This is a genomic window from Methylobacterium sp. WL64 (assembly GCF_008039945.1).
GTDB lineage: Bacteria > Pseudomonadota > Alphaproteobacteria > Rhizobiales > Beijerinckiaceae > Methylobacterium.
Map to the genome: position 1 here is coordinate 1 of NZ_VRVA01000060.1, position 23,359 is coordinate 23,359.

29 protein-coding genes are annotated in these 23,359 nt (G+C 68.8%); 15 read left to right on the plus strand and 14 right to left on the minus strand.

The genetic code is table 11. From position 1 onward, the window contains the following. Window positions 1–333 precede the first annotated feature (333 nt). Entirely contained in the window at window positions 334–1,719 is a 1,386-nt protein-coding gene (locus FV242_RS21055; protein WP_187278497.1) for an SLC13 family permease, read from the plus strand. A 148-nt stretch (window positions 1,720–1,867) separates the two neighbouring features. Here FV242_RS21055 and FV242_RS21060 read toward each other — a convergent pair whose 3' ends face one another. The 4 genes from FV242_RS21060 to FV242_RS21075 form a co-directional block, all read right to left on the minus strand. Then, a complete protein-coding gene (locus FV242_RS21060) occupies window positions 1,868–3,166 on the minus strand; it encodes a DUF2254 domain-containing protein (RefSeq protein ID WP_147940269.1) in 1,299 nt (432 codons plus the stop codon). Further along, window positions 3,163–4,158, minus strand: coding sequence for a mechanosensitive ion channel family protein (locus FV242_RS21065; RefSeq protein WP_147908644.1), 996 nt, complete (start codon window positions 4,156–4,158; stop codon window positions 3,163–3,165). Before FV242_RS21065 ends, FV242_RS21060 begins: the two co-directional genes overlap by 4 nt. Before the next feature lie 110 nt (window positions 4,159–4,268). Further along, window positions 4,269–4,520, minus strand: coding sequence for a hypothetical protein (locus tag FV242_RS21070; RefSeq protein WP_147940270.1), 252 nt, complete (start codon window positions 4,518–4,520; stop codon window positions 4,269–4,271). Between the two features lie 26 nt (window positions 4,521–4,546). Further along, the gene (locus tag FV242_RS21075; RefSeq protein WP_246692797.1) at window positions 4,547–5,020 is read right to left on the minus strand and encodes a PRC-barrel domain-containing protein; all 474 of its coding nucleotides are present in this window, start codon (window positions 5,018–5,020) and stop codon (window positions 4,547–4,549) included. 370 nt (window positions 5,021–5,390) lie between these two features. Here FV242_RS21075 and FV242_RS21080 point away from each other — a divergent pair, with 370 nt between their 5' ends. From FV242_RS21080 to FV242_RS21095, 4 genes are all read left to right on the plus strand, one after another. Next, window positions 5,391–5,945, plus strand: a complete 555-nt coding sequence (locus FV242_RS21080; RefSeq protein WP_210248950.1) for a fasciclin domain-containing protein — start codon at window positions 5,391–5,393, stop codon at window positions 5,943–5,945. 229 nt (window positions 5,946–6,174) lie between these two features. Continuing rightward, on the plus strand, window positions 6,175–6,510 hold the full coding sequence (locus FV242_RS21085; protein WP_246692137.1) for a hypothetical protein: 336 nt from the start codon (window positions 6,175–6,177) through the stop codon (window positions 6,508–6,510). A 79-nt stretch (window positions 6,511–6,589) separates the two neighbouring features. Continuing rightward, window positions 6,590–7,657 (plus strand): endonuclease/exonuclease/phosphatase family protein, encoded by a 1,068-nt coding sequence (locus FV242_RS21090; protein ID WP_147940271.1) that lies wholly within the window; start codon window positions 6,590–6,592, stop codon window positions 7,655–7,657. A 55-nt stretch (window positions 7,658–7,712) separates the two neighbouring features. After that, window positions 7,713–8,987, plus strand: a complete 1,275-nt coding sequence (locus FV242_RS21095) for a sodium:proton antiporter (protein ID WP_147940272.1) — start codon at window positions 7,713–7,715, stop codon at window positions 8,985–8,987. A gap of 514 nt (window positions 8,988–9,501) precedes the next feature. Here the strand turns inward: FV242_RS21095 and FV242_RS21100 are convergent. The 6 genes from FV242_RS21100 to coxB all read right to left on the minus strand — a co-directional run bounded on the left by FV242_RS21100 (window position 9,502) and on the right by coxB (window position 14,433). After that, complete coding sequence (locus FV242_RS21100) at window positions 9,502–9,756, minus strand: hypothetical protein (RefSeq protein WP_147908648.1); 255 nt, start codon at window positions 9,754–9,756, stop codon at window positions 9,502–9,504. Between the two features lie 212 nt (window positions 9,757–9,968). Then, window positions 9,969–10,358 (minus strand): cytochrome c family protein, encoded by a 390-nt coding sequence (locus FV242_RS21105; protein ID WP_147908649.1) that lies wholly within the window; start codon window positions 10,356–10,358, stop codon window positions 9,969–9,971. Next, window positions 10,352–10,759: a hypothetical protein gene (locus tag FV242_RS21110; protein ID WP_147940273.1), complete on the minus strand. Its 408-nt coding sequence runs from the start codon at window positions 10,757–10,759 to the stop codon at window positions 10,352–10,354. The genes FV242_RS21105 and FV242_RS21110 overlap by 7 nt, the downstream gene beginning before the upstream one ends. Window positions 10,760–10,763: 4 nt before the next feature. Then, window positions 10,764–11,396 (minus strand): cytochrome c oxidase subunit 3, encoded by a 633-nt coding sequence (locus tag FV242_RS21115; protein WP_147940274.1) that lies wholly within the window; start codon window positions 11,394–11,396, stop codon window positions 10,764–10,766. Further along, complete coding sequence (gene ctaD, locus FV242_RS21120) at window positions 11,389–13,368, minus strand: cytochrome c oxidase subunit I (protein WP_147908652.1); 1,980 nt, start codon at window positions 13,366–13,368, stop codon at window positions 11,389–11,391. The genes FV242_RS21115 and ctaD overlap by 8 nt, the downstream gene beginning before the upstream one ends. Before the next feature lie 9 nt (window positions 13,369–13,377). Beyond that, entirely contained in the window at window positions 13,378–14,433 is a 1,056-nt protein-coding gene (gene coxB / locus FV242_RS21125; RefSeq protein ID WP_246692798.1) for a cytochrome c oxidase subunit II, read from the minus strand. Between the two features lie 230 nt (window positions 14,434–14,663). Between coxB and FV242_RS21130 the strand changes: the two genes are divergently transcribed. From FV242_RS21130 to FV242_RS21160, 7 genes are all read left to right on the plus strand, one after another. After that, window positions 14,664–16,619, plus strand: a complete 1,956-nt coding sequence (locus FV242_RS21130; RefSeq protein WP_147940275.1) for a methanol/ethanol family PQQ-dependent dehydrogenase — start codon at window positions 14,664–14,666, stop codon at window positions 16,617–16,619. Between the two features lies 1 nt (window position 16,620). After that, window positions 16,621–17,484 carry a substrate-binding domain-containing protein gene (locus FV242_RS21135; RefSeq protein ID WP_147940276.1) on the plus strand — a complete coding sequence of 288 codons (864 nt, stop codon included), beginning with the start codon at window positions 16,621–16,623 and terminating at the stop codon, window positions 17,482–17,484. After that, window positions 17,481–17,936 (plus strand): c-type cytochrome, encoded by a 456-nt coding sequence (locus tag FV242_RS21140; protein WP_147908655.1) that lies wholly within the window; start codon window positions 17,481–17,483, stop codon window positions 17,934–17,936. Before FV242_RS21135 ends, FV242_RS21140 begins: the two co-directional genes overlap by 4 nt. A gap of 38 nt (window positions 17,937–17,974) precedes the next feature. Beyond that, window positions 17,975–18,373: a heme-binding protein gene (locus FV242_RS21145; RefSeq protein WP_147908656.1), complete on the plus strand. Its 399-nt coding sequence runs from the start codon at window positions 17,975–17,977 to the stop codon at window positions 18,371–18,373. A gap of 104 nt (window positions 18,374–18,477) precedes the next feature. Beyond that, window positions 18,478–19,266, plus strand: a complete 789-nt coding sequence (locus tag FV242_RS21150) for a cytochrome c oxidase assembly protein (protein ID WP_187278498.1) — start codon at window positions 18,478–18,480, stop codon at window positions 19,264–19,266. A 243-nt stretch (window positions 19,267–19,509) separates the two neighbouring features. Next, the gene (locus FV242_RS21155) at window positions 19,510–19,929 is read left to right on the plus strand and encodes a CBS domain-containing protein (RefSeq protein WP_147940287.1); all 420 of its coding nucleotides are present in this window, start codon (window positions 19,510–19,512) and stop codon (window positions 19,927–19,929) included. Between the two features lie 24 nt (window positions 19,930–19,953). Continuing rightward, window positions 19,954–20,181: a hypothetical protein gene (locus FV242_RS21160; RefSeq protein WP_147940278.1), complete on the plus strand. Its 228-nt coding sequence runs from the start codon at window positions 19,954–19,956 to the stop codon at window positions 20,179–20,181. Window positions 20,182–20,649: 468 nt separating this feature from the next. Here the strand turns inward: FV242_RS21160 and FV242_RS21165 are convergent, their stop codons facing one another. Further along, entirely contained in the window at window positions 20,650–21,063 is a 414-nt protein-coding gene (locus FV242_RS21165) for a hypothetical protein (RefSeq protein WP_147940279.1), read from the minus strand. A gap of 409 nt (window positions 21,064–21,472) precedes the next feature. Here FV242_RS21165 and FV242_RS21170 point away from each other — a divergent pair, with 409 nt between their 5' ends. The 3 genes from FV242_RS21170 (at window position 21,473) to FV242_RS21180 (ending at window position 22,594) form a co-directional block, all read left to right on the plus strand. After that, window positions 21,473–21,790: a hypothetical protein gene (locus FV242_RS21170; RefSeq protein ID WP_147908661.1), complete on the plus strand. Its 318-nt coding sequence runs from the start codon at window positions 21,473–21,475 to the stop codon at window positions 21,788–21,790. A gap of 85 nt (window positions 21,791–21,875) precedes the next feature. Then, the gene (locus FV242_RS21175; protein ID WP_147908662.1) at window positions 21,876–22,067 is read left to right on the plus strand and encodes a DUF3606 domain-containing protein; all 192 of its coding nucleotides are present in this window, start codon (window positions 21,876–21,878) and stop codon (window positions 22,065–22,067) included. A 203-nt stretch (window positions 22,068–22,270) separates the two neighbouring features. After that, on the plus strand, window positions 22,271–22,594 hold the full coding sequence (locus FV242_RS21180) for a hypothetical protein (RefSeq protein ID WP_147940280.1): 324 nt from the start codon (window positions 22,271–22,273) through the stop codon (window positions 22,592–22,594). A 50-nt stretch (window positions 22,595–22,644) separates the two neighbouring features. Here FV242_RS21180 and FV242_RS21185 read toward each other — a convergent pair whose 3' ends face one another. The 3 genes from FV242_RS21185 to FV242_RS34710 form a co-directional block, all read right to left on the minus strand. Then, complete coding sequence (locus tag FV242_RS21185) at window positions 22,645–22,914, minus strand: hypothetical protein (protein WP_147908664.1); 270 nt, start codon at window positions 22,912–22,914, stop codon at window positions 22,645–22,647. A gap of 30 nt (window positions 22,915–22,944) precedes the next feature. After that, on the minus strand, window positions 22,945–23,106 hold the full coding sequence (locus FV242_RS21190) for a YqaE/Pmp3 family membrane protein (RefSeq protein WP_147908665.1): 162 nt from the start codon (window positions 23,104–23,106) through the stop codon (window positions 22,945–22,947). A gap of 76 nt (window positions 23,107–23,182) precedes the next feature. Further along, window positions 23,183–23,356, minus strand: coding sequence for a hypothetical protein (locus FV242_RS34710; protein ID WP_187193510.1), 174 nt, complete (start codon window positions 23,354–23,356; stop codon window positions 23,183–23,185). Between the last annotated feature and the right edge of the window lie 3 nt (window positions 23,357–23,359).

Consider the following 23,359-nt stretch of genomic DNA (forward strand, 5'->3'; position numbering starts at 1 on the left):
TTCGGACGCGGCCGAGGCGGCGGGAGGAGCGGCGCGATCTCATCCCAGAGATCATCGGGGAGAAGCAGTCTGGCCATGCCAAACCAACGCTGAAAACCAAGCTCGGTGCCGTTCTGTTAGGCGTTCTAAGCCATCGTCACAGGGCCCGCCGCGGATCGCCGCGGCGGGCCATTTTCATGGTCATCTACGCTGTCATCCGGCGACGACGGCAGCGGAAGGATCTCCATGCGCACGCCCGTTGCTGTCGCCGTCCCTGATAGCGGGACGTACCCCGCCCCGGCATCCGATCGCCGCGGGTCTAATCAGTCCCCCGAGCCGCACCGACCAAACCTGATGGCGATTCATGCGCGGGAGCGGGTGGCTGCGGCGGCCCTCGCAGCACTTGCCGCGGCGGTGTGGTTTCCCGACGGGCTCGATTGGCCGGCGCGGGCCGCGCTGTTGGCCTTCGGCGGAGCCGCGATCCTCTGGATCCTGACCGACCTGAGCGCGGCCTACGTCGCTGTGGCCGCCGCCGTCTTCCTCGTCGCGGTCCGGGCCGTCGAGCAGCGGGCGCTGATCGAGGGCCTCGGCTCGAAGGTGGTGTGGCTCGTGATCGGCACCTTCGTCCTCGGTGCGGCGGTCGAGAAGAGCGGGCTCGCCGACCGGCTCACCGCCGTGATCGCCGGGCGCGGGACCACGGTCGGCGGCCTGATGTGGCGCCTGACGCTCGGCATCGTCCCCCTGGCCTTCCTGATCCCCTCGACCTCCGGGCGGGCGACCGTGCTCCTGCCGCTCCATCGCAGCCTGACCGAGGCGGATGACGACCCGCGTCTCGCCAAGGCCGTCGGGCTGCTGATCCCCGCCCTCGTCGTCATCTCGACGATCTGCAGCCTCACGGGCGCCGGCTCGCACCTCGTCACCGTCGACCTGCTGGAACGGCTTTCCGGTCAGAGCATCGGCTTCGGGCAATGGATGCTCTGGGGCCTGCCGTTCGGCATGGCCGCCTGCCTGATCACGACCTTCCTGATCGGCCGCCTGTTCCTCGACCGGCAGACGCGGGCGCGGCGGGTGGCGGAGATCGAGGCCCCGTCCGGTCCTCTCTCCGCCCGGGAATGGCGGACGGGCGCGGTCGTGCTCGCCATGCTGGGGCTCTGGCTGACGGAGGGGTATCACCCGTTCGGCATCGCCACCGTGGCGGTCGTGGGTGCGGTGGTCCTGACGATGCCGGTCGTCGGCGTGCTCGACTGGGACGATGGCGTGAAGGCCGTGAACTGGGGGCTGGTACTGTTCATCGCCGCCTCCCTGGTGCTCGGCCGGGCCCTCATCTCCACGGGGGCCGCGAAATGGCTGATCGGCTCGGCGTTGTCGGCGAGCGGCCTGGACGGCGACAGCCCGACGCTCCTGATCCTGCTCGGATTGTCGGCGCTCAGCCTGTCGGCGCACCTCTACATGGTGTCACACACCGCACGGGTGGTCGCGTTGCTGCCACCGCTGCTGCTCCTGGCGGACAGGCTCGGCCTCAACCCGGTCGCGGTCGCGTTCCTGGCGAATGTCGGGATGGATTACTGCCTCACCCTGCCGGTCTCCTCGAAGGCGCTGCTGATCTTTCAGGGCACCGAGCGACCGGCCTGGACGGCGAGGGACCTGCTCAGGCTGGGGGCGCTCCTGGCGCCCGCCTACGCGGCGCTGATGGTCGCGGCCTACTATCTCTTCTGGTCGCAGGTCGGCCTGTCCTTGTGACGCCGTCCTCGCGTCGTTCCGAAGCGGGCGCGAGCGAGGGGGATGCTGCGATGCGGAGCAGGAGCGCGTAGCCGGTCAGTCGGTGGTCGGCCTGATGGACGACGTGACGATGGCCCTTGGCGATGGCGTCCGGGATTGCCGTGCACGCTCACGCGGGATCGCCGCCCATGCGTGTCACCGTGAAACGGACATGCCGTGCCTCCAGGTCGGCAAGGTCGTGCGGATCCGCGACGTCGCGCCGGGCCGCGGCGAGGACGAGGTCCGCATGGCGGGCGAGTTCGGCGGTCCGGTCCGTCAGACGCTCGACTTCGGCGACGCGGGTGAGCACGTCGAGCATCCGGGCCAGCACGTGCACCGAGCCGGCGGCGTTCTGGCGGATCATGTGAAACATGGCATCGCACAAGCCGTCATAGTCGGTGACCGGAACGACGAGCACGACCCGGCCGTCGCGCACGACCGTTCCGGACGGCAGGTGGCGCCACGCAACGCGGCAGAGGGCGCCCCCGAGATGGTCGACGACGCTTCCGGCCGTGAACGGGTCGTTGATGCCCGGCGACAGCGCGCGGACTGCAATCTCGACGAGCTGCCGGATCGAGTATTCCAGATCCTGGAGGGCGGCCGGGCGGCGTCCGAAGGTCAGCGCCCGGTTGAGCGCCACCTCGACGTCCTCGATCCCAGCGGAGAGGAACGCGACCGGGAATCCCCTCGGGACGTAATCCCCCGGTCGCACGCGCAGGGCAACGGTCGCGCCATGCGCGTGAGCCCAGTCGGCCAACCCGTCCTCATCCACGGCCTGGAGATAACCGCTGCCCTCGATGCGGACCCCGCCACCGGTCGGCAGCCGGGCCGGGAGCGTCATACCGGCCGTCTCGCAAGTCCGGGCCTCGACGGCAGCGCACAGGTCGCGGTGCACGGCGTCGACAACCGTCTCGACGTTGATGCTGACGGCGATGTGGTGGACGAACCAGACCAGGGTGGCCAGTGACAGCAGCGCCAGCGCGATGGCCCCGGTGATCGCGAGGTGCGGGACGAACGGGCTCTCCTGCACCGTGCGCACCGTCCGCAGGACCATCAGCGCGTACGCGAAGGTGCCGAGGAAGATGCCCAGGACGACCTGGTTGCGGGCGTCACGGGTGAAATTGCGCAGCAGCCGCGGGCCCATCTGGCCGGAGGCCAGCGTCAGGGCCGCGATGGTGATGGAGAAGGTGGTGCCGGCGACCCCGATGGTCGAGGACGCCACCGCACTCAGGAGTGCCCGCGCCCCCTCGGCGCCGCCGGAATAGCCCCAGTTCTGGTTCGGCGAGGACGCGTCGTAGCTGGCGATGTGGGCCGTCTCCAGCCAGACCCCGAGCTGGGCCAGCCCGAGGCAGCCGAGAACGATCAGGGCGGGCCTGAGCCAGAACAGGTCGCCCAGGAACTCGATCCAGGCCTGGAGGCGCGCCTTCATGCCGGCTCCTGCTTTCTCTCGGAACGACCGCCTTCGGCGTCCTCGCGTTCGAGGTCGTCACGATCGGCGCGGAGCACCTGCCAGCGCGCTCGCGGCGGAGTCTTGCCGGCGGGCCAGCCCTCACGCTGGCGGGTGCGGTCGCCGTCCGACGCCTCGGTCTGGTCGTGCAGAAGCACCTGGCTCGTGGGGTACGGCAGGTCGATGCCGGCGGCGGTCAGCGCGTCCTTCACGTTCGAGATCGCGTGGTCCAGCGCATCCACCGCGTCGCGGCGGCGTGGCGGGTCGATCCAGAACCGCGCCGTCATGTCGACGCCGGCGGCGCCGAGCCCCGTGACCAGCGCCTCCGGCGCCGGGTCGGCGAGCACGCCCCCGGTCCCGCGCAGGGCCTCGACGATGACGCGGCGGGCCTCCTTCATATCGTCGCCGTTGCCGATGGTGAGCGGGAAGGCGAGCCGGCGCTTGTCGTGCGCGGTGATCACCGTGATCTTGTCGACGAACAGCGTCGCGTTCGGGATCAGGACCCGCTGATTGTCGTAGGTGCGCAGCACCGTGGCCCGCACCCACACGTCCTCCACCGTGCCCTCGTGCGAGCCCGCCCGGATCTGGTCGCCGATCACGAACGGACGGGTCAGCAGGATGAGGATCCCGGCCAGCAGGTTCTGGAGCACGTCCCGGAAGGCGAAGCCGATGGCCACGCCGCCGATTCCGAGGAGGTTGAACAGGTCGGCCGCGGAGACGGAGGGGAAGGCCACCGAGGCCGCGACCAGGAACGACACCAGGATCGTCATGCCGCCGGCGATGCGGCCGAGGACCGAAGCCGAGCCGGGCGAGGCCTGCCGCAATTCGGCGGCCCGGCGGACGGCGGCCCGGACGCCGCGGGCGATCAGCAATCCGACGCCGAACAGGACGAGGGCGATGACGAGCCCCGGCACGAGGGCGGCGGCCGAGCGGCCGAGCCCTTCGAGGCGTCCCAGCGCTTCCGAAAAGATCATGCGGGATCCCGATTCATGGGAAAGCCGCCGGTGGCGGATGTGCCAGCCGGCGGCGCTTCATCTTCGGTCCGCGAGGGCGGCAGGCCCCCGCGGATCATATCTCAGCCGGATCAGCGACGCGGGCCGCCGGTGGTTCCACCATATTGTTGGCCGCGGGCTCCCCGTGAAGGCATGGCGGCGTTGCCGCGGCTCGCCGAGCCCTGCCGCATGCGATGGCGCCGGTGCATGCGCACCTGCACGAGGTCGGCGTTCGCGGCCGGAGCGACGCCCGTCATGGCCATCGGCAGGGCCGACGACGGCATCGTGGAGGCACCGAGGCCGAGACCGGCCAGGAGCGCCGAGGCGAGGATGGTGTGCTTCATGGTCGTCTCTCCTTCCGTGGGGCCGATCAGCTCTTCTTCTTCGAGTAGGTGAACTTCGGCGCGTTCTTGAGGGTGTCCTTGTCGGTGTCGGCGTGGACCGCCCACGTGCCGTCCTTTTCGCTGATGGCGAGCGTCGCGGGATCGAGCACGACGTAGCTCTCGCCGATGCCGAGGAAGCCGCCGACGCTGACGACGACGCCGGTCAGCGTCTTGCCGTTCTCGATCGCGAGATCCTCGATCTCGCCGACGGTCTCGTTCTTGTTGTTGTAGACGGTCGTGCCGATGAGCTTGGACGACATCACGTCCGCGGGCTTCACAGTCACGTACTTCAGCTTCACCGTCGCGGTGTCGGCCATCGTCATCCCCCGGCCGGAGGATGTCATGTCGGAGGACGCGGGCATGGCGGTGCCGGGAGCCGGGGCCGCGGGCGTCGTCTGGGCCAGGGCCGGGGCCGACAGGTAGGCGAGCGCGACGGCGGCGGCGAACGTGCGATAGAGCAAGAAGATCTCCCGAGTGTTGGTTCGAAGGTGCCGCTCGGATCGCCCCTGACGGGACCGGACTCGTCCCCGTTCCGGCTGCACAGTTCGGAGCCCCAACGTTCGCGTTCAGGAAACGTTCAGAAAAAACGACGGCCCGCGTGTGACTATTTGGCTAGTTTCCCGCTCGTCAGGGACCGGGAACCGTGCCGCTGACAATCAAGCGTCAGCATAATGTCGAGCAAACTGGCATGAAGAAAAACTAAGCCCGCGTCATTTACGCAGGGGCGATGAATTTCTTGTGATCTAGGCTGTGAAACCCGAACGCTCATCATCCCGTAACGCCGTGACGAGCCTCGACGATCGAGCCGTGATGACGCCTACAGGACCCTTTATGATGCGTACGATTCTGCCTGCCGCCCTTCTCGCCTCCGGCCTGGCCTTCGCGGCGCCGGCCTTCGCCGAGACCGCCCCCATGGTCGGCGGCGCGCCGATGATGCCCAGCAAGACCATCGTGGAGAACGCGTCCAAGGCCAGCAACCTGACGACCCTCGTCGCCGCCGTGAAGGCCGCCGGGCTCGCCGACACCCTGAATGGCAAGGGCCCGTTCACGGTGTTCGCGCCGACCAACGACGCCTTCAAGAAGCTGCCGGCCGGCACGGTCGACGCGCTCCTGAAGCCGGACATGAAGAAGACGCTGACGGCCGTGCTCACCTACCACGTCGTTCCGGGCAAGCTCGACGCCAAGGAACTGATGGCCAAGGCCAAGATGGGCGGCGCCGACGCCAACCTGAAGACGGTCGAGGGTCAGGTCCTGACGGTGAAGATGGACGGCGACCGACTGGCGCTGATCGATCAGAAGGGCGGCGGCGCCTTCGTGGAGCAGGCCGACGTGAACCAGTCGAACGGCGTCGTGCACGTCATCGATAGCGTCCTGATGCCGAAGTAAGCCGACACCTCGGACGGCCCGCCCCGTGTGTCACGGGGCGGGTTCGACCACGGCGACATCGCCGTCCCGGCAGCGTGCCGGGCCCGGCTTCGCGTTCGACGTACGGACGGACCACCCGGGAAACGGATCGTCGCGCCTCGGCGGCCCTGCGCCCGACGAGGAACCAAAGGGGCCGGCGGGGTTTCAGATCGACACCCCCGATCGCCGTCCATCCGACAGGACCGTTTGCATGAATTCGCTCCACCTCGCCCGGGCCGCGTCCGGTCGCGCCGCCACGCGCATCGTCGGCCCACTCCTGTTTGCCGTCGGCGTGGCGTTTGCCAGCCCCGCGAGCGCGCAGTCCGCGGCCAGCTCTATCGACCAGCCGACCGCTGGGACGCTGCCCTCGGGAACCTCGACGGTGAAGGGCGCCGGAAACGCGCGCCACGAGGGCAACGGGCAGGTCGCACCGCCGAGCGCGATCCAGTCCTCGACCGACGTCATGCAGTCCGAGGGTTCGGTCCAGAGCAAGACCCAGGGCGGCCGGACCGACCCGATCAAGCACCTGCCCAAGGACATGCGCTGAGCTCCGCCTGCCCCGATTGCGGGGACAGCCCGACCGGCGTTTCTCGGCTGGCGGTGAGCCAAACTGCCGGGCGCCGCCCGTGAAGGCCCTCGCCCGCTACGCGCTCATCCTGCTTGCCGCCATCCTGGCCGCCGCGAGCTTCGTGCCCTTGATCCCGACCGAGTGGTGGGCGGTGCGGCTGCTCGACTTTCCGCGCCTGCCTTTCGCCGGAGGCCTGCTGGCGGTCGGTCTGGCCCTGTTTCCCTTCCTTCGGGGAGCTCCCAGGTCGACCCTTCCGGCTCTTGCGCTGGTGACCCTCGCACTGGCGGTCAACGCCTGGATCCTGTGGCCATATCGGCCGACGGGCGGCATGCGGGTCGAAGAATGCCCCGTGGAGCGCAGGCTCTCCGTGCTGATCGCGAACGTGCAACTCGGGAACCGGAACGCCGCGCCCTTGGTCGAGGCCGTCGGGCGGGAGGAACCCGACCTGTTCCTCGCCATGGAGACCGACACGTGGTGGGACGAGGCCTTGAAGCCCGTGCTCGCCGCGATGCCCCACGCCCTGCAGCGGATCACGGGGTCGTATTACGGCATCCACTTCTTCTCGCGTCTGCCCCTGGTGAACGGCGGCATCCGTCATCTCGCCGGGCAGGACACGCCGGCGGTCGTGACCGGCGTCACCCTGCGCAGCGGGGAGGTCATCGATTTCGTCGGCCTCCACCCGAAGCCGCCGCAGCCCTGGCAATCCGCCCGCGGACGGGACGCCCAACTCTACGCGGCGGCCGCGGTGCTGCGCGACCGGGTCGAGCCGGGCGTCCTCGCCGGCGACCTCAACGCCACGCCGTGGGAGATCGCCGTGGAGCGGATGGCCAGGCTCTCCGGATTGATCGACCCGCGCCGCGGCTACGGCTACGTCGCGACCTGGAACGCCCATTCGTCCTGGATCCGCTGGCCCCTCGACCACGTCTTCCACGAAGGCGGGTTCGCGACGCTGGACGTCGAGCGCCTCGACGCCTTCGGCTCGGACCACGTCCCCCTTCTCGTCCGTCTGTGCCGGCAGACCGGGGAACGGGGGAGGATGACGCCGCAGCGGGACGCCGACGATGTCGCCGCCGCCAACGCGGTGCTCGCCGCCGCCGGGGCGACCGAACGCCTCCAGCCGCGATGAGCCTCCAGTCCGGCAAACCCATCGCAGCCCGCTCCGGCGCGGGCGGGAGAGTCCCATGATCTCGATCTTCGACCTCGCCGCACTGCTGCTGACCCTCTCGGCCCTGTTCGGCTGGCTGAATCGCCGCTTCCTGCGCATGCCGCATACCATCGGCCTCCTGGTGATGGGGCTGCTTGCCTCGCTCACCCTCGTCGGTCTCGACCTCGCCTTCCCGGGCCAGCACCTCTACGAGGACCTGACCAGGGTGCTGAGGCAGGTCGACTTCACCGAGGTGGTGATGAATGGCATGCTGGCCTTCCTCCTCTTCGCCGGCGCCATGAGCCTCGACCTGCGCATGCTTCGCGACCGGGCCTGGCCTGTCGCCACGCTGGCGCTTTTCGGCACCCTGATCTCCACGGCCATCGTGGGCGGCGCGTTCTGGCTGGCGGCCGACCTCGTCGGGCGGCCGGTCCCGCTCTCCTGGGCCCTCGTCTTCGGCGCCCTCATCAGCCCGACCGATCCGGTCGCGGTGCTGGCGACCCTGAAGAACGTCAAGGTGCCGGAAACTCTCGAGGTCGAGATGCAGGGCGAGGCCCTGTTCAACGACGGCATCGGCATCGTGCTGTTCACCGTGCTCGTGGCCTTCGCGGCGGGCTCCGGCGGGGAGGCCACGAGCGCTGGCGGCATCGCCACGCTGCTCCTGCAGGAGGCCGGCGGCGGTCTCGTCCTGGGGATCGCGACCGGCTACGTCGCCTACCGGGCCATGCGCGCCATCGACGACTTCCCCGTCGAGGTGCTGATCACACTGGCGCTGGTCGCGGGCACCTACGCCCTCGCCCAGAAGCTGCATTTCAGCGGCCCCCTCGCGGTGGTCGCCGCCGGGCTCCTTGTCGGCGACCGGGCCCCGCGCGACGCCATGAGCGAGGAGACGCAAGGCTACGTCTCGGCGCTGTGGACCCTGATCGACGAGGTGCTGAACTCGGTGCTGTTCCTGCTGATCGGGCTGGAGGTGCTGGTGCTGCGATTCGAGCTCGGCGGCCTGGCACTGGCCGCCTGTGCGGTTCCCATCGTCCTCGTCGCCCGGTTGGTGGCCGTCACGACGCCGCTCCTCGCCTTCCGCTGGGGCGGCAACCTCTCGCCCCGCAACGTGCCGTTCCTGACCTGGGCCGGCGTTCGGGGCGGCATCTCCGTGGCACTGGCGCTTTCGATACCGGAGAGCGACGCCAAGCCCGCGATCCTGGCATCGACCTACGCGGTGGTGCTGTTCACCATCATCGTGCAGGGCTCGACGCTCGGGCTGGTGGCGCGACGCACGCTGCGTGAACGAGTGCCGCCCTCGGATGTCTCCTGAAAGGCCGACTTGTTCGCCGGGCGCTGTCCCGCGCCGGTAGCGCCGTCCGCTTGATGGGCCATACCCCTGACGCAGCCGGTCAGCTTTCGGCCGGACGATGCCATGCCGGATCGCCGATGGGCGCAGAACCGGCCGTTCGACCTTGTGTCCATCACGGCCGTCGAGAGCACCGCGCAGGCGATCACCCCGGGTAGTCTTCGGTGGCGGGCTGCGGCCTCGCTTCCGGCGCTCCGCCTCCAAACGCCCGAGCGGATCGGGCCATTCGCGCATGGAGCTACGAGTCTGAGCAGTCCTTACGCGGCCGGTTTTTATCGGGCGCTCAGCGTTCGCCGATCCGGTTCGGGTTCAGTTCGCTCACCTCGTCGGCCCGGATCGATGGCCGCTGTTTCGTCCTCCGGCGAGGATCGGTTGTCATCTGCTGTCGGGTCCGTCGCATCCACGGGCAGCCCTCTGCGGTCGAGCTGCTTTGGCGTGAAGGGCGGGCATCCCGCTCGATCGCGCTCCTGAGCCATCGTCAGGTCCGGGAGAACGGGCCGTCCGTTGGGCCGATCTCGCTGCGGTCTCCGAGCACGTGCCGACCCGAGGCGATGACCTGAATGGCCGCCCGGCTTTCGCATTCCCGGCGCGCGACGGTCTCCAGATCACGGAGATAGGCGATGACCGGACCCCGCGCGCTCCGGCGCTGTCGAAGGACGGGCCGGACCTTCGCGGTGACATGGTCCGCGACCGTGTCCCAAAAGCCGTCAGGCGTCGCGGCGGTGTGGGGCATGATCCATCCTCATGGCGGCGTGTGAACGAGAGGCGGCTCCGCCGGCCAGGATCGGGGGCGTGTCAGAACCGGCGGAGCCGACCGGAGCATGTCCGGTGACCCGATCTACATCGGCGGCGCCGGTCCCGAATCGACCTGGATCAGAGTCCGTCCAGAAATCTCGCGTCGCCGAACCAATCTTGCATCGTCGTCCGATCGGCGTCGGAATCCGTTCAGCGGAGGGTCGCGAGATAAGCCGCGATGGTCCGGGCGTCGTCCTCGGTGATCCCCATGTTCGGCATGGCATTGCCGGGTACCACGGATTGCGGATCCCGGAGCCAGCGGATCATGGATTGCGGTTCGTTCCGCAGCATCCCTGCGAGGAAGACCCGCCGGCCGATCCCGTTGAGGGGCGGGCCGACCCGACCGGTCGCTCCCTCGACGCCGGGGATCTCGTGGCAGCCTCCGCAGCCGTAACTCCGGATGAGGTGCACCGCGCCATGGGCATCGGTCCGATCGCCGGCGGTGGCCTGACCGTCGCAGCCGGCGGTCGAGAGAGCGCAGGCGAGCGCGGCGAGGGCGAGCGGCCCCCTCGGCCGGGGACGACGGCGATCGATCAGCATGTCGAGACCAGCAGGATGGGAAGGAACGCGAACAGGATTCCGATCGCGAAGCCGAGGCTCGTCACGATCCCGCATAGGGCCAGGAAGCGCGTGCGGCCTTCCCCGATCTCCAGCGTCCGCTGCTGGCCGCCCGCCTGCTCGGTCCCGGTGCGTCGCCACGCGGCGTGCGCGTACCAGAGGGCGGCCAGGGAAATCCCGAGGCCCAGGATGTCGGCCACGCCGAGGATTGCCCAGGTCGCGCCCGCCGCATCCGTGGCGCAGGACTGGCTCGCGAGGCCGTAATTGACGAGGCTCAGACCGACCCAGGCGAGTGGTGCGCCCGCAAGTCCGAAGGCGACCTGAACGAGGCCGACCCGGTGGCGCTGAGGTGCCGGATGCCCGGCGGCGAGGTCCGGTGCCATCGCGCTAACTCAGGTGTGGCGACAGGGACAGGGTCGCGAAGACCGCGACCTCGGCAGCGACGACGAAGTACCAGTAGGCGGCCCCGATCCGCACCGGCGCCGACCGCGCGGCGCCGAAATAGCCGCGCAGCGTCCAGCCGCTCAGGGCCGCCAGGATTCCGAGTCCGACGACGAGATGCGCGACGTGGACCCCGGTGATCGTCAGGTACAGGGAACGGTAGGCCCCGGCCGTGAGGCTCGCATGGGCGCGCCAATCGAGCCCCTGGATGCCCAGGAAGACGAGGCCCAGGAGGAACGCCGCAGCCAGACCGGCTGCGGCGGGGCGCGGCTGGTCGACGCGAATGGCGCGATCCGCCCACCATACCGCCCCGGCGCTGATGACGGCGAGGACGAGGTTGGTGAGGGCGTAGCCGAGGCCGGGCGACCCCTGCGGTGGCCATGCGCCCTGCGCGGAGGCGGCCGTGTAGAAGTATCCGAAGATCAGGTAGCCAAAGATCGTCGCCTCGGTCAGGATCAGGAACAGCATCCCGAGCATGCCGGAGGAGCGGACGTCGCTCACCGTGCCGACCGGCAGGGCCCGCTCGGCGGGCTCCAGGGTCCTGTCCGCCGGCGGTGCGAGCGTTGCTGAATCAGCCATGGGCGGGGGCTCCCGTCGCTGCGGCAAGCCGCTGCCCGAGGCCGCGTTCCGGCCAGAGCCAGGCCAAAATGGCGAGGCCGGTGCCGATCATCGCCGCCCCCGCGAGCCACCACGCGTGGAGGAGCAGCGCCACGAACAGCAGGGCCAGGGCGACCGTCAGCCAGAACGGCGCTTGGCTGTCGCCGGGCATCTTCAGGATCACGTCGGGCTCGGCATCCAGCACCGTCGTCGCGATGGTTTCCCGGCCGTGGTCGAGGAGGAGACCCCGGTCGATCTGCGAGCGGTCGGTGCGCTCGTCGGCATCGAGGCGGTCCTCCCAGAGCGGATGGCGGCTCGCCACGGTGGGGATCACCGCGAAGTTGTAGGGCGGCGGCGGTGACGGGGTCGCCCATTCGAGGGTCGGCGCGTCCCAGGGATTGTCGCCCGCCACCGCTCCGCCCCGCAGGCTGATCGCGACGTTGACGAGGAACAGGAGCACGCCGAGCGCGAACAGGAAGGACCCGATCGTGGTGACGAGGTTGAGGTTGGTCCAGCCCATCTCCGGGCCGTAGGTGTAGATGCGCCGGGGCATCCCCATCAGGCCGGTGATGTGCATCGGGAAGAAGCCGAGGTTGAAGCCCACGAACATCGTCCAGACGTTCCACCGGCCGAGGCGCTCGTTCATCATCCGGCCGGTGAATTTCGGGAACCAGTAATAGATTCCGCCGATCACCGGGAAGACGTTGATGCCGACCAGAACGTAGTGGATGTGCGCCACCACGAAGTACGTGTCCGTCAACTGCCAGTCGACCGGTACCGAGCCGGTCATGAAGCCGGAGACGCCGCCGATCACGAACAGCAGGACGAAGCCCACGAAGAACAGGAACGCCGTGGTGACGACAGGTCGCCCGCCCCAGATCGTGGCGATCCAGGCGAAGACCGCCACCGCGCTCGGCACCGCGATCACGATCGAAGCCGCCGAGAGGAAGGAGAGCGCGAGGTCGGGGATCCCGGTGGCGAACATGTGGTGCACCCACACGCCGAAGCCGAAGATCATGGTGGCGACGGTGCCGAGCGCCACCAGGGTGTAGCCGACCAGCGGCCGGCGGCAGAAGGTGGGCAGGGCGTCCGAGACGATGCCCATGGCCGGCAGCACCAGGGCGTAGACCCATGGGTGGCCGAACATCCAGAACAGGTGCTGCCACAGCAGCGGCGAGCCGCCGTCCCGCGGATCGAAGAACGTCGTGCCGAACTGCCGGTCGAGCCACAGGAGCAGGCAGGCGAGGCTGACCGCCGGCACCGCGAACAGGTTGGCGACCGAGGCGGTCATCGTGCCCCAGACCAGGATCGGCAGGCGGTTGATCGACATGCCCGGCGCGCGGGTGCGCATCAACGTCACGACGAAGTTCACCGAACCGACGGTCGTGGAAATGCCCAGGAAGATCAGGCCCAGCAGATACCAGTCGATGTTGGGGCCGGCATTGTAGACCTTCGACGCGTAGGGGACGTAGTTGAACCAGCCGTCGTCCGGCGCCTGCCCGATGAAGAAGCTCGCGTAGAGGAAGAGCCCCGAGGCCAGGAAGATCCAGTAGGACAAGGCGTTGAGCCGGGGGAAGGCCATGTCGCGCGAGCCCAGCAGCAGCGGCCAGAGGTAGTTCGAGAAGCCGGAGAGCACGGGGAAGGCGTAGAGGAACATCATCGTCACGCCGTGCATCGTGAAGAGCTGATTGTAGGCCTGCGGCGAGATCAGCGCCCGGTCGGGGCCGGCGAGCTGCAGGCGGATCGCCAGGGCCTCCAGGCCACCCGCGATGAGGAAGGCGAAGGCGGTGACGAGGTAGCGGATGCCGATGATCTTGTGATCGACGGTGGCCACCACCCCGAGGAGGCCGGGCTCGGTCCGCCAGATCCGCTCCAGCCGGTCGAGCACGTCCTGGCCGGGCCGCTCGATCGCCTCGGGGATGCGCGCGGGGGAGGCCGCCGGTGAATGCGCCATGGCGGTCTCCTAATCCAGCGTATCGAGATAAGCCTGGACCCGGGCGAGCTCCGGGCCCGAGATGTCGAGACGAGGCATTTTCGACCCCGGCTTGATGTGCTGCGGATCGGCGATCCAGGCGCCGCGATAACCGGGGTTGTTGGGCACGGTCCCGGCAGCGAGGGTCGTGCGCGACTTCAGATGGGTGAGGTCCGGTCCGAGCCTGCCGCCCACCGGCGTTCCGCGCACGGCGTGGCACAGGCCGCATTTGGCCGCGAAGGTCGTCTGCGCCTCAGCGAGGTCGCCGGTCGGCGGCGGTGTCGGCGCCAGCTGATGCCGATACCACGTCTCGAACGCCTCAGGCTCCTGCGCGATGACGACGAAGCCCATATGCGCGTGCTGCTGCCCGCAATACTCCGTGCATTGCCCGCGATACGTGCCGGGCACCCGCGCCTGAAGCCAGGTCGTGTTGGTCTGGCCGGGGATGACGTCCGTCTTGCCGTGCAGCGCCGGCACCCAGAACGAGTGGATCACGTCCTCGCTCGCGAGCTTGAACGCCACAGGCTCGCCGACGGGAATGTGGATCTCGTTGGCGGTGGTGAAGGTGCGCGCGTGATCGGGGCTGAGGTAGCGCACACCCCACCACCATTGCCGGGCGGTGATCTCGATCGTGAGCCTGGGCTTGGTCGCGGGCCGGGCCACGGTGGAGAGCACCACCATCGTCCAGGCCGCCGCGCCGAACAGCACGAGGGTCGAGACGCCGACGCCGACATAGATCCACGGCAGGCCGCCGCCCGAACGAGCCACGGCCAGCGCTCGGGGATTGCCCGAACGGTCGGTTCCCCGGTGGCGGAGGAGAGCCCAGGCCAACAGGGCCGCGATCAGCACCGAGACGAGGCAGGAGATCGCCATCGTGCCGTAGGTCAGCGGCAGGATGCCGTCGGCCCGCGTGCCGAACGCGGTCATGTACCCGAGCGGGGCCGCCGCCGCGCAGGCGGGGTCACACAGTAAAGCTACGCCGAGCGTCGCGCCGGCAAGCAGGAAGTCCCGGCCGTCGCGATGCCCTGACCTGCTGTCCTCGCGCAAGCGCTACCTCATGAAGCGATGAACCCGTCCAGGGGGGCCGGCCCCGCACACTCTATCTTGAAGTTTATCGTTCATCTCCCACCGATCTACCGAAACAACATAGATCATAAATCCCGGCGGAATTATTTTCGCAATAAAAACCCTTACTTTGAGAACCCGAATGGAAGATCGCGGTTGGCTCGACAGGGGGCGAGCATCGACTTGGCCCGGTCTGCTGCGACGGAGCGATCATGCGACTGACCGTCACCTCGGTATCTGTTATCGCACTTGTCTGGGGCAGCGTCGCGTTCGCTCAGGATGCGGGCCGGGACAGGAGCCCTGCGACGGGCAAGGGGACCGGGACGGAGGGGCCCTCAGGCAAGACGCCGCCCCCCGGGGACGAACTGGCGAAGAACCCTCAGGTCCTCACGCCGACCGTCAACCCCGTCACGGAAAGCGCCTCGAAGGCGACGCTACCGGCCTTCGCCGCGAAGGCCGACACGGACAACGCCGGTCAATGGCCGAGCCCCGGGCGCAACACGGCGCTCACCCGCTACAGCGACCTCGACGAGATCACCAAAGACAACGTCCAGGGCATGCAGGTGGCCTCGACGTTCTCGGTCGGGACGAACCGCGGCCAGGAGAGTGCACCGATCGTGGTCGGCGACACGCTCTACCTGGTCTCCGCCTTCCCCAACATCCTCTACGCGCTCGACCTGACCAAGCCCGGTTTCCCGATGAAGTGGTCCTATGACCCGAAATCGGAGATCGCCTCGCAGGGGGTCGCGTGCTGCGACACGGTCAACCGCGGGCCGACCTATGCGGGCGGCAAGGTCCTCTACAACACCCTCGACAACGTCACGGTGGCCGTGGACGCCAGGACCGGCAAGGAGGTCTGGCGGCACAAGAACGGCGACATCAACCAGGGCGAGACGATGACGATGGCCCCGCTGGTGGCGGGGGACAAGGTCATCGTCGGCAATTCCGGCGGGGAACTCGGCGTACGCGGCTGGTCGAAGGCCCTGGATCTCGGCTCCGGCAAGGAGATCTGGCGCGCCTACACGACGGGCCCGGATACCGACGTGAAGATCGGGGCGGATTACAAGCCCTTCTACGACCAGGAGAAGGGCAAGGACCTCGGGGTCAAGTCCTGGCCCTCCGACATGTGGCGGCATGGCGGCGGCTCGGTCTGGGGCTGGGTCAGCTACGACCCGGATCTCCGGCTCGTCTATTACGGCACGTCGAATCCCGGGCCGTGGAACCATGAGCAGCGACCGGGCGACAACAAGTTCACTGCCGGGATCTTCGCCCGCGACGTCGATACGGGCAACGCGCGGTGGTATTACCAGTTCAGCCCGCACGACTATTACGACCACGACGGCGTCAACGAGAACGTGCTGCTCGACATCGAGTGGAAGGGCAAGCCGCGCAAGGCCCTCGTCCATCCGGACCGGAACGGCCACGTCTACCTGATGGACCGCACGAACGGCGAAGTCCTCTCGGCCGGCACCTACCACTACACCAACACCAATTTCGGCGTGGACCTGAAGACCGGCAAGCTGAAACACAACACCGAGAAGGCACCGAAGGTCGACACCGTGGTGCGCGACATCTGCCCGAGCCCGCCCGGCGCCAAGGATTGGAGCCCGTCGAGCTATTCGCCCCAGACCGGCTTCCTCTACCTGCCGCACAACAATCTCTGCATGGACGAGCGCCTGTCCGAGGTCGGGTACATCGAGGGCACGCCCTATGTCGGGGCCGACGTGAACATGAAGCCGGGCCCCGGCGGCCACCGCGGCGAGTTCACCGCCTGGAACGTCACCGACGGCTCGGAGGCCTGGACGATCAAGGAGAAGTTCCCGGTCTGGGGCGGGGCGGTGGCGACGGCCGGCGGACTCGTCTTCTACGGGACCATGGACGGCTGGTTCAAAGCGGTCGACGCGCATACCGGCAAGGAGCTTTGGAAGTTCAAGACCGGCTCCGGGATCATCGGCCAGCCCACCACGTGGAAGGGGCCGGACGGACACCAATACGTCTCGATTATCGACGGTGTCGGCGGCTGGTCCGGGGCACTGGTGTCGGCCGGGCTCGACCCGAAGGAGGGTACCGCGGCGCTCGGCTTCGTGGCGGCCATGCGCGACCTCCCGCAATACACAACAGCCGGAGGCACGCTGTATGTCTTCAAGCTGGCCAAGAACCCGGCCTAGCATGGCCGCGCGTCTCGTTGCGCTGGCGGCCGCGCTGCCCCTGCTGGCGACCGCGACCCTGAAGCCGGCCGCGGCACGCGACCTGCGGGTCTGCGCCGACCCGAACAATCTGCCCTTCTCCGACAAGGCCGGGGGAGGCTTCGAGAACAGGATCGCCGAAATCGTCGCGAAGGACCTCGGCGCCGAACTCACCTATACGTGGTGGGCGCAGCGGCGCGGGTTCCTCCGCAACACGCTCAATGCCGGCCTGTGCGACGTGGTGCCGGGCCTGCCGGTCGGCGTGGAGATGGCTCGACCGACCGCGCCGGTCTACCGGTCCGGCTACGCCTTCGTGCAGAAGGCGGATGCCGTACCCATCACCGCTCTCGACGATCCGCGCCTGAAAGACCTGCGCATCGGCGTGCAGATGGTCGGGGACGACGGCTACAACACGCCCCCGGCCCACGCCCTGTCCCGACGGGGAATCGTGGCGAACGTGCGCGGTTACGATCTCTACGGCGATTACGGCACGCCGCACCCGCCCTCGCGGATCGTCGAGGCGGTCGCGAAGGGCGAGGTCGACGTGGCCGTCGTCTGGGGGCCGTTGGCGGGCTACTTCGCCGCCCGGCAGGATCCGCCGCTTCAGGTCCACCTCGTGCGGCCGCCCTTCGACGGGGCCCGTCTGCCGCTCGCCTTCGACATCGGCTTCGCCGTGCGCCGCGAGGAGGACGGGGGCGCCTTCGCCCAGGAGATCGGCGGAGCGTTGCGGCGGCACCGAGCCGAGATCGACGCCATCCTGGTCGATTATGGCGTGCCGCGCCTCGACACGCCGGAGACCCAGGACGCTCCGAACCCAACGCCCTCACGCCAGGATTCGCAACGATGATGCGCCGCCATGCCCTCCTCGCCGGTCTCGTCGCCCTGGTGTCCGGGCCCATGCTGCACCGTGCGCTCGCCCAGGACCCCGCGGGCAACCAGCAGCCTCAAGTGGTGCTGACGCCCCAGGGCGTCGGTGGCGCCGCGGTCCCGACGACCGGCGCGGAGAAGGCCAAGAAGTATGAGAACGACCCGGCCGCGATCGAGCAGGGCAAGGCCCTCTACGCCGCCTTCAACTGCAACGGCTGCCACGCCGGCGGGGGCGGCGGTTTCGGGCCGGCCCTGTCGGACGACAACTGGATCTACGGCGGCTCCCTGCCGAACATCGTGGACACCCTCTACGAGGGCCGCCCCAAGGGCATGCCCGCGTGGCGCGGCAAGATCCCCGACGAGCAGATGTGGCAGATCGCGGCCTACGTGAAGTCGCTGAGCAAGCCCGGCGGCATCGCCCCGCCGCTCTGACCGTTCGCCCGGTTCCCGAGGCCCGAAGGAGATTGCCCATGCTCACGCTCGACGACGCCAAGCGGATCATCGCCGCCGCCGAGACGGCCGCCAGCGATCAGGTTCAGCAGCCGATGAACATCGCCGTGGTCGATGCGGGCGGCCACCTCCTGGCCTTCGCCCGGCAGCCCGGGGCATGGCTCGGCAGCATCGACATCGCCATCAACAAGGCGTTCACCGCCCGCGCTTTCGATATCTCGACCAAAGCGCTGGCGGAGCTGTCGCAGCCCGACGAACAGTTCTTCGGCATCCATACGAGCAACCACGCCCGGGTCGTCATTTTCGCCGGTGGCATCCCGCTCAAGCGCGACGGGACGGTGATCGGCGCCGTCGGTGTCAGCGGCGGGTTCTCGAAGCAGGACCAAGCCGTGGCCGAAGCGGGCGTCGCTGCCCTCTAGAGCCGTTCCCAATCCTCGATTCGACGCGCTCGCCTGCGCCGGACTGGTATCCGCCTCGGCGGCGCGTGCTCCAGCCGATCGTTTTCCAAGAGATGAGGCGCACGATGCCGGCGCAGATCCCCTATTGTGGCAGCCCGCCCGATCCGGGCACGCTGATGGCGCACTGGAACCTCGACCCGGTCCTGATCGCGGTCCTCCTGGTGATCGCGGGGTTGTACGGAGTGGGCAGCACCCGTGCCCGGCTGAGCCGCGGGGAGCGCGCTTCGTTCCTCGCCGGCTGGGGTATCACCGGCCTGGCCCTGGTGTCGCCGCTCTGCGCCCTCTCCGTGGCGCTCTTCTCCGCCCGGGTCGGCCAGCACATGGTGATCTCCCTCATCGGTGCGCCCCTCGTCATCCTGGGACGCCCGGTCCTGGCGTTCGGAGCGCTGATCGGCCGGCAGGCGGCGGGCACGCGACGCCCAGGCCCCGTCGTCGCGGGGCTGGTCTTCGCGATGGTGCTCTGGTTGTGGCACAGCCCCGCCCCGTACGCGGCCACCTTCGCGAGCGACCGTGTCTACTGGCTGATGCACATCACCCTGTTCGGCAGCGCCCTGATGGTGTGGCAGGCCGTGCTGGCCGACGGGCGGGACGCGCTGATCGCCCTGGGCGTCGGCATCGGCACGTCGATCCAGATGGGCTTTCTGGGAGCGATCCTGACCTTCGCGGGCCGGCCGCTCTTCGCCGACCACCTGCTGACGGCCCCGATCTGGGGCTACACGCCACTGGAGGATCAGCAACTCGGCGGCGTCCTGATGTGGGTGCCGGGCTGCTCCATCTTCGTCATGGCCGCCTGCCTGTCGCTGGGACAGCTGATGCGGTCCGCCGGACCGGCGCGGAACGTCCCGGCGGCCTGAACCGGATCGTCCGTAACACCTTGATCTTACGGCTTGGGCGAGAGGCCAAGGTCGGCGCCACCCCGCAGCCGGAATGATCTCTTTTGACATCGACCACATCAACAAAGATGCCTGAAATATCTTTGCTATCCGTCTTTGTTGATCGGAACACCGCCGCAGGTCTTGCTTTGATCGGTTGTAGATCTTGCTGATCCGCCGCGTTTGGCGATCACGAGCCCCGTTGCCGTCATTTGGGAGAATGCCATGCCGATCAGTGACGTGATGACCGCGGACGTATCCGTCGTACGATCAGACCAGAGCATCCGGGACGCCGCGCGCTTGATGGCGGATCTGGACGCGGGTGTCGTTCCCGTCGGCGAGAACGACCGGCTGGTCGGCATGCTGACGGACCGCGATATCACGGTGCGTGCGGTCGCCGCGGGCAAGGGGCCGGATACGCCCATACGCGAGGCGATGACCACCGAGGTCCGGTACTGCTACGCCGACGAGGATTGTGCTGCGGGCGCGCAGACCATGGGCGAATTCCAGATCCGACGCCTGCCGGTGCTGGACCGGGACAAGCGGCTCGTCGGCATCGTGTCGCTCGGCGATCTCTCGACGCTCTACAGCAGCGGCTCGGCCGGGAGCGCCCTCGGCTACGTGTCGGAGCAGTCAGGGTCGTGACCGTGGGCCTGATCTTGCGCCGTCATGACCGATACCACGACGATTCACATGGCGGATAGGAAGCAACGCGAGCACACGCCCCGCAGCCGGGACGAAGCACGGTCTCCGCTGGATGAAGAGCCACCGCTGTTCTGCAGCCACGAGGATCGCTGGCTCGACCGGATCATCGTGGGGTTCCTGGCGCTGATGCTCATCCTGGCTGCGATCGGGCTGATCACCACCCTGGTCGACCTGCGCGCCTTGCTCCGCTGAAAGCGCAGCCAAACCGGGAGTTGTCGCGATGGACAGACGCACCCGTCACATGACCGATCCCTCGCCCCAGCGGCTCTCACGCGAGGAAGCCTGCGCGATCGATAAAAAACCGCCTCCGATGCAGGCCGGGACAAGCCGAGAGGCGGTCGTCCCGGCCCCGTCGACCGAACGACTGCCCGACCCGTCGTGGTCCGAGCGACGTTCCACGGCGACCGCAGGGTCGGCGGGTACGGCCCCCGCTGGCACCGCTGGAGCAGCGATCGCCCCATCGGATTCCACCCACCCTGAGGCGGCCGGCACGGCGGTTGGCATCACCGCCGATGATCCGACCCTGACCTGAACGACGCCGCCCGGAGCGACGGCCGGGCGGCCTCAGGCCTTCGGGTGCGGTGCATTCCACCTGCGAAAAGGGGCACCCGGATCGAATCCGAGTGCCCCGACAAACGCCAGCGTCAGGTGGTGGAAGGCTCAGTAGCCGTAGCCGTAAGCCGGGTAACCGTAGCCGCCGCCGTAGCCGTAAGCGGGGGCGTAGCCGTAGGCCGGCGCGTAGCCGTAGCCACCGCCGTAATAACCGACCGGGCGTCCGTAGCCGTAGCCACCGTAGCCGCCGTAGCTGTTGGCCACGATCGCGCCCGCGGCCAGGCCGGCGATGCCGAGGCCGATGGCTGCGCCCGGGCCGATGCCGCGACGGTAGCCGTAGCCGCGGCCGTAACCGCCGTAGCCACGATAGCCGCCGTAACCGCCGCGGAACCCAACGCCCCGGTATCCGTAGCCGCCATGACCGTAGCCGCCGCCATAACCCCAGCCGCGTGCCTCGGCAGGTGCCGACGCCAGCAGGCCTAGTCCGAGCAGTGCCGTCGAAGCGAGTGCAAGCTTGCGCATCCGGGTTGTCCTGTTCTGGTGAATATGGCGTTTCAACAATTTGGCCGCCGGCCCGTTCCAAAATGAAGCTGGTTCAGCCTGTCACGGTACAGACGGATGGGCATACTGGTGAGAGCGTCGAAAGCGGCGGACCGGACCCTGGCGGCGCACCGCGTTCCGGATCCGGCACCCACACTGCTACGCCTGCCGGCGATCCGGCGCCGTGCGCGTCCGCACGGGTCTTCGCAGCGCGCCAGACTGGCGAACACGCTGTCTTGATGCGTCATTCCGGAAGGCCGCCCTGCGATCGATCAATCCAGTCCCCGTCGGATTGATGAACGATCCGACCGGAACCGGTTCAGGCCGCCGGCCACATCCTCTGGTCATCCGGTCCGGCAGATGCGGGCCGACGGGTTCAGGAGATCGGGTCATGGTGCGTTCCAGGATGCTCGGTATCGCCGCGATCGTCGCGGCAGGACTTGCCACCGGCACGGCGGCGCAGGCGGCCCCGTTCGGGTACGCCCCGCCCGACAGCGCCGGGCTGATCGAGCACGTGGCCGGCGGCTGCGGTCCGGGCTTCCATCCGAACCCGTGGGGTCATTGCCGTCCCAACGATCGCGGATGGGGCTATGGCGGCCCCCGGGGCCCCTATGGCGGCCGTCCGGGATATGGGTACGGCCACGGGGGTGGTTACGAGCGTGGCCCCGGGGGCTACGACGGCCCGCGCCGGTTCTACGGCGGCTGGTAATCCGTACGGATCGGGGCTCGTCCCGCCCCGTACCCAGCGTCTGAACCGTCCGGGCTCCCGGGCGGTTCTCCCGGCGGAGGTTGCCATGTCCGATGTGTCCCAAGAGCCGAAGCGCGTGAACGTCGAGGACCCGAGTTCGGCTGCGTACTGGGCGCGGCGCCTTCAGGTGCCCGTCGAGACTGTGACGGCCGCCGTGCGGGCGGTCGGCGACGATCCGGCCACCGTCGCGGCCCATCTCGGCCGGCCGTGGCCGTACGACGGCAGCGGTATCGTGTAGGACGTAAGGCCCGCCCTCGGCGGCGACACGGATCGATGGAGCCTTGCGCGCAATTGCAACCACAGGGTGCAATTATTTGAGATCATCGACGCAAAAGTAGTATTCGGCGCCTTACGGTCAAGCTGATACGCAGTCTTTGCAGCTGTGTGCGCCGCAATAACTGGGACATGCTCTGGCAGGGATTCCGTGCAGAGCATGACTTTATGATCGATGAGTTCTCGGACGACCAAGCCGGCAGCCCGGAGCCGGGCTCCGAGATGGCGCAGGAAGCCAACGGGGTCGCGTTTCTACTCGCCAGCGCGGCCTACCTGGCCCTGGCGGATGCCTACCTGCGCCGGGAGGGCCCGCAAGCCCTGACGGTCATGGAGGAGATCGAGGACCGGATCGAGGAGGCGCTCCAGAGCTTCGTCACGGAAACGTCCTACGACGAGGCGCGCCCCGACATCCTCGCCCACGCCACCGCGAAGATCCGTGCCTTGCTCGAGGCCGGGCGCTCGATGTCGCCGGGTCCGGGCTCGCTCCAGTAAGGCGCAGGCCCAGGGACCCGTCGGCGTCGTGGAGCGAGGGACGCGGCTCCCTACGGGCGGGCCGCGGGCGCCTGCGGCGACGCCTTCGGATCGCTCGGAGACTGCGGGTTCGAAGACTGCGGGTTGGGAGTCTGGGGCGGCGGCGGGGTCTGCTGCTGCGGAGCCGGGCCCGGCGCGGTCTGGTCGGTCTGCAGCGTCTGGTTGGCCTTGGTCTGGATCTGATCGGCGGTCTGCTGGCTGATGACCCCGTAGGACACGGCCGCCGCGAGCGCGACGGCGACCACGGCCCCGATGATCGTCTTGGTGAGCTTGGGCGGCATGCGGACCTCCTCGTCAGCGCCGGCGGCGTGTCAGGCGGCTTCCCTGCGGGTGACCACCAGGGCCCAGATCGTCGCCGGGATCCAGCCGATGATCGTGATGTGGAGGATGATGCAGAGGATGCCCTGCAGAACCTTCCCGCGCAGGAACATGGCGAGCCATGGCGCGAGGAAGCAGATGATGATCATGATCATGGATTGAACGGCTCCTTGCAGCGGAGACATAGGCAGCCTGGCCGTTTCAGGTAGGGCCGATCCCGCCGCGGTTTTCCTACCACGCGTTCACGAGGTGCCCCCCGGCCAGCACGAGCACGGCGAGGGTCACGAGCGAGACGAGGACCTTCCGGACAGCGCCGGCCGCGCGAAAGGAACGGCGTCGGCCATCCGGCGTCTTGAGGACCCGGATCTTCGGATCCGAGAGATGCTGCGTCAGGCTCTCGGGCAAAGC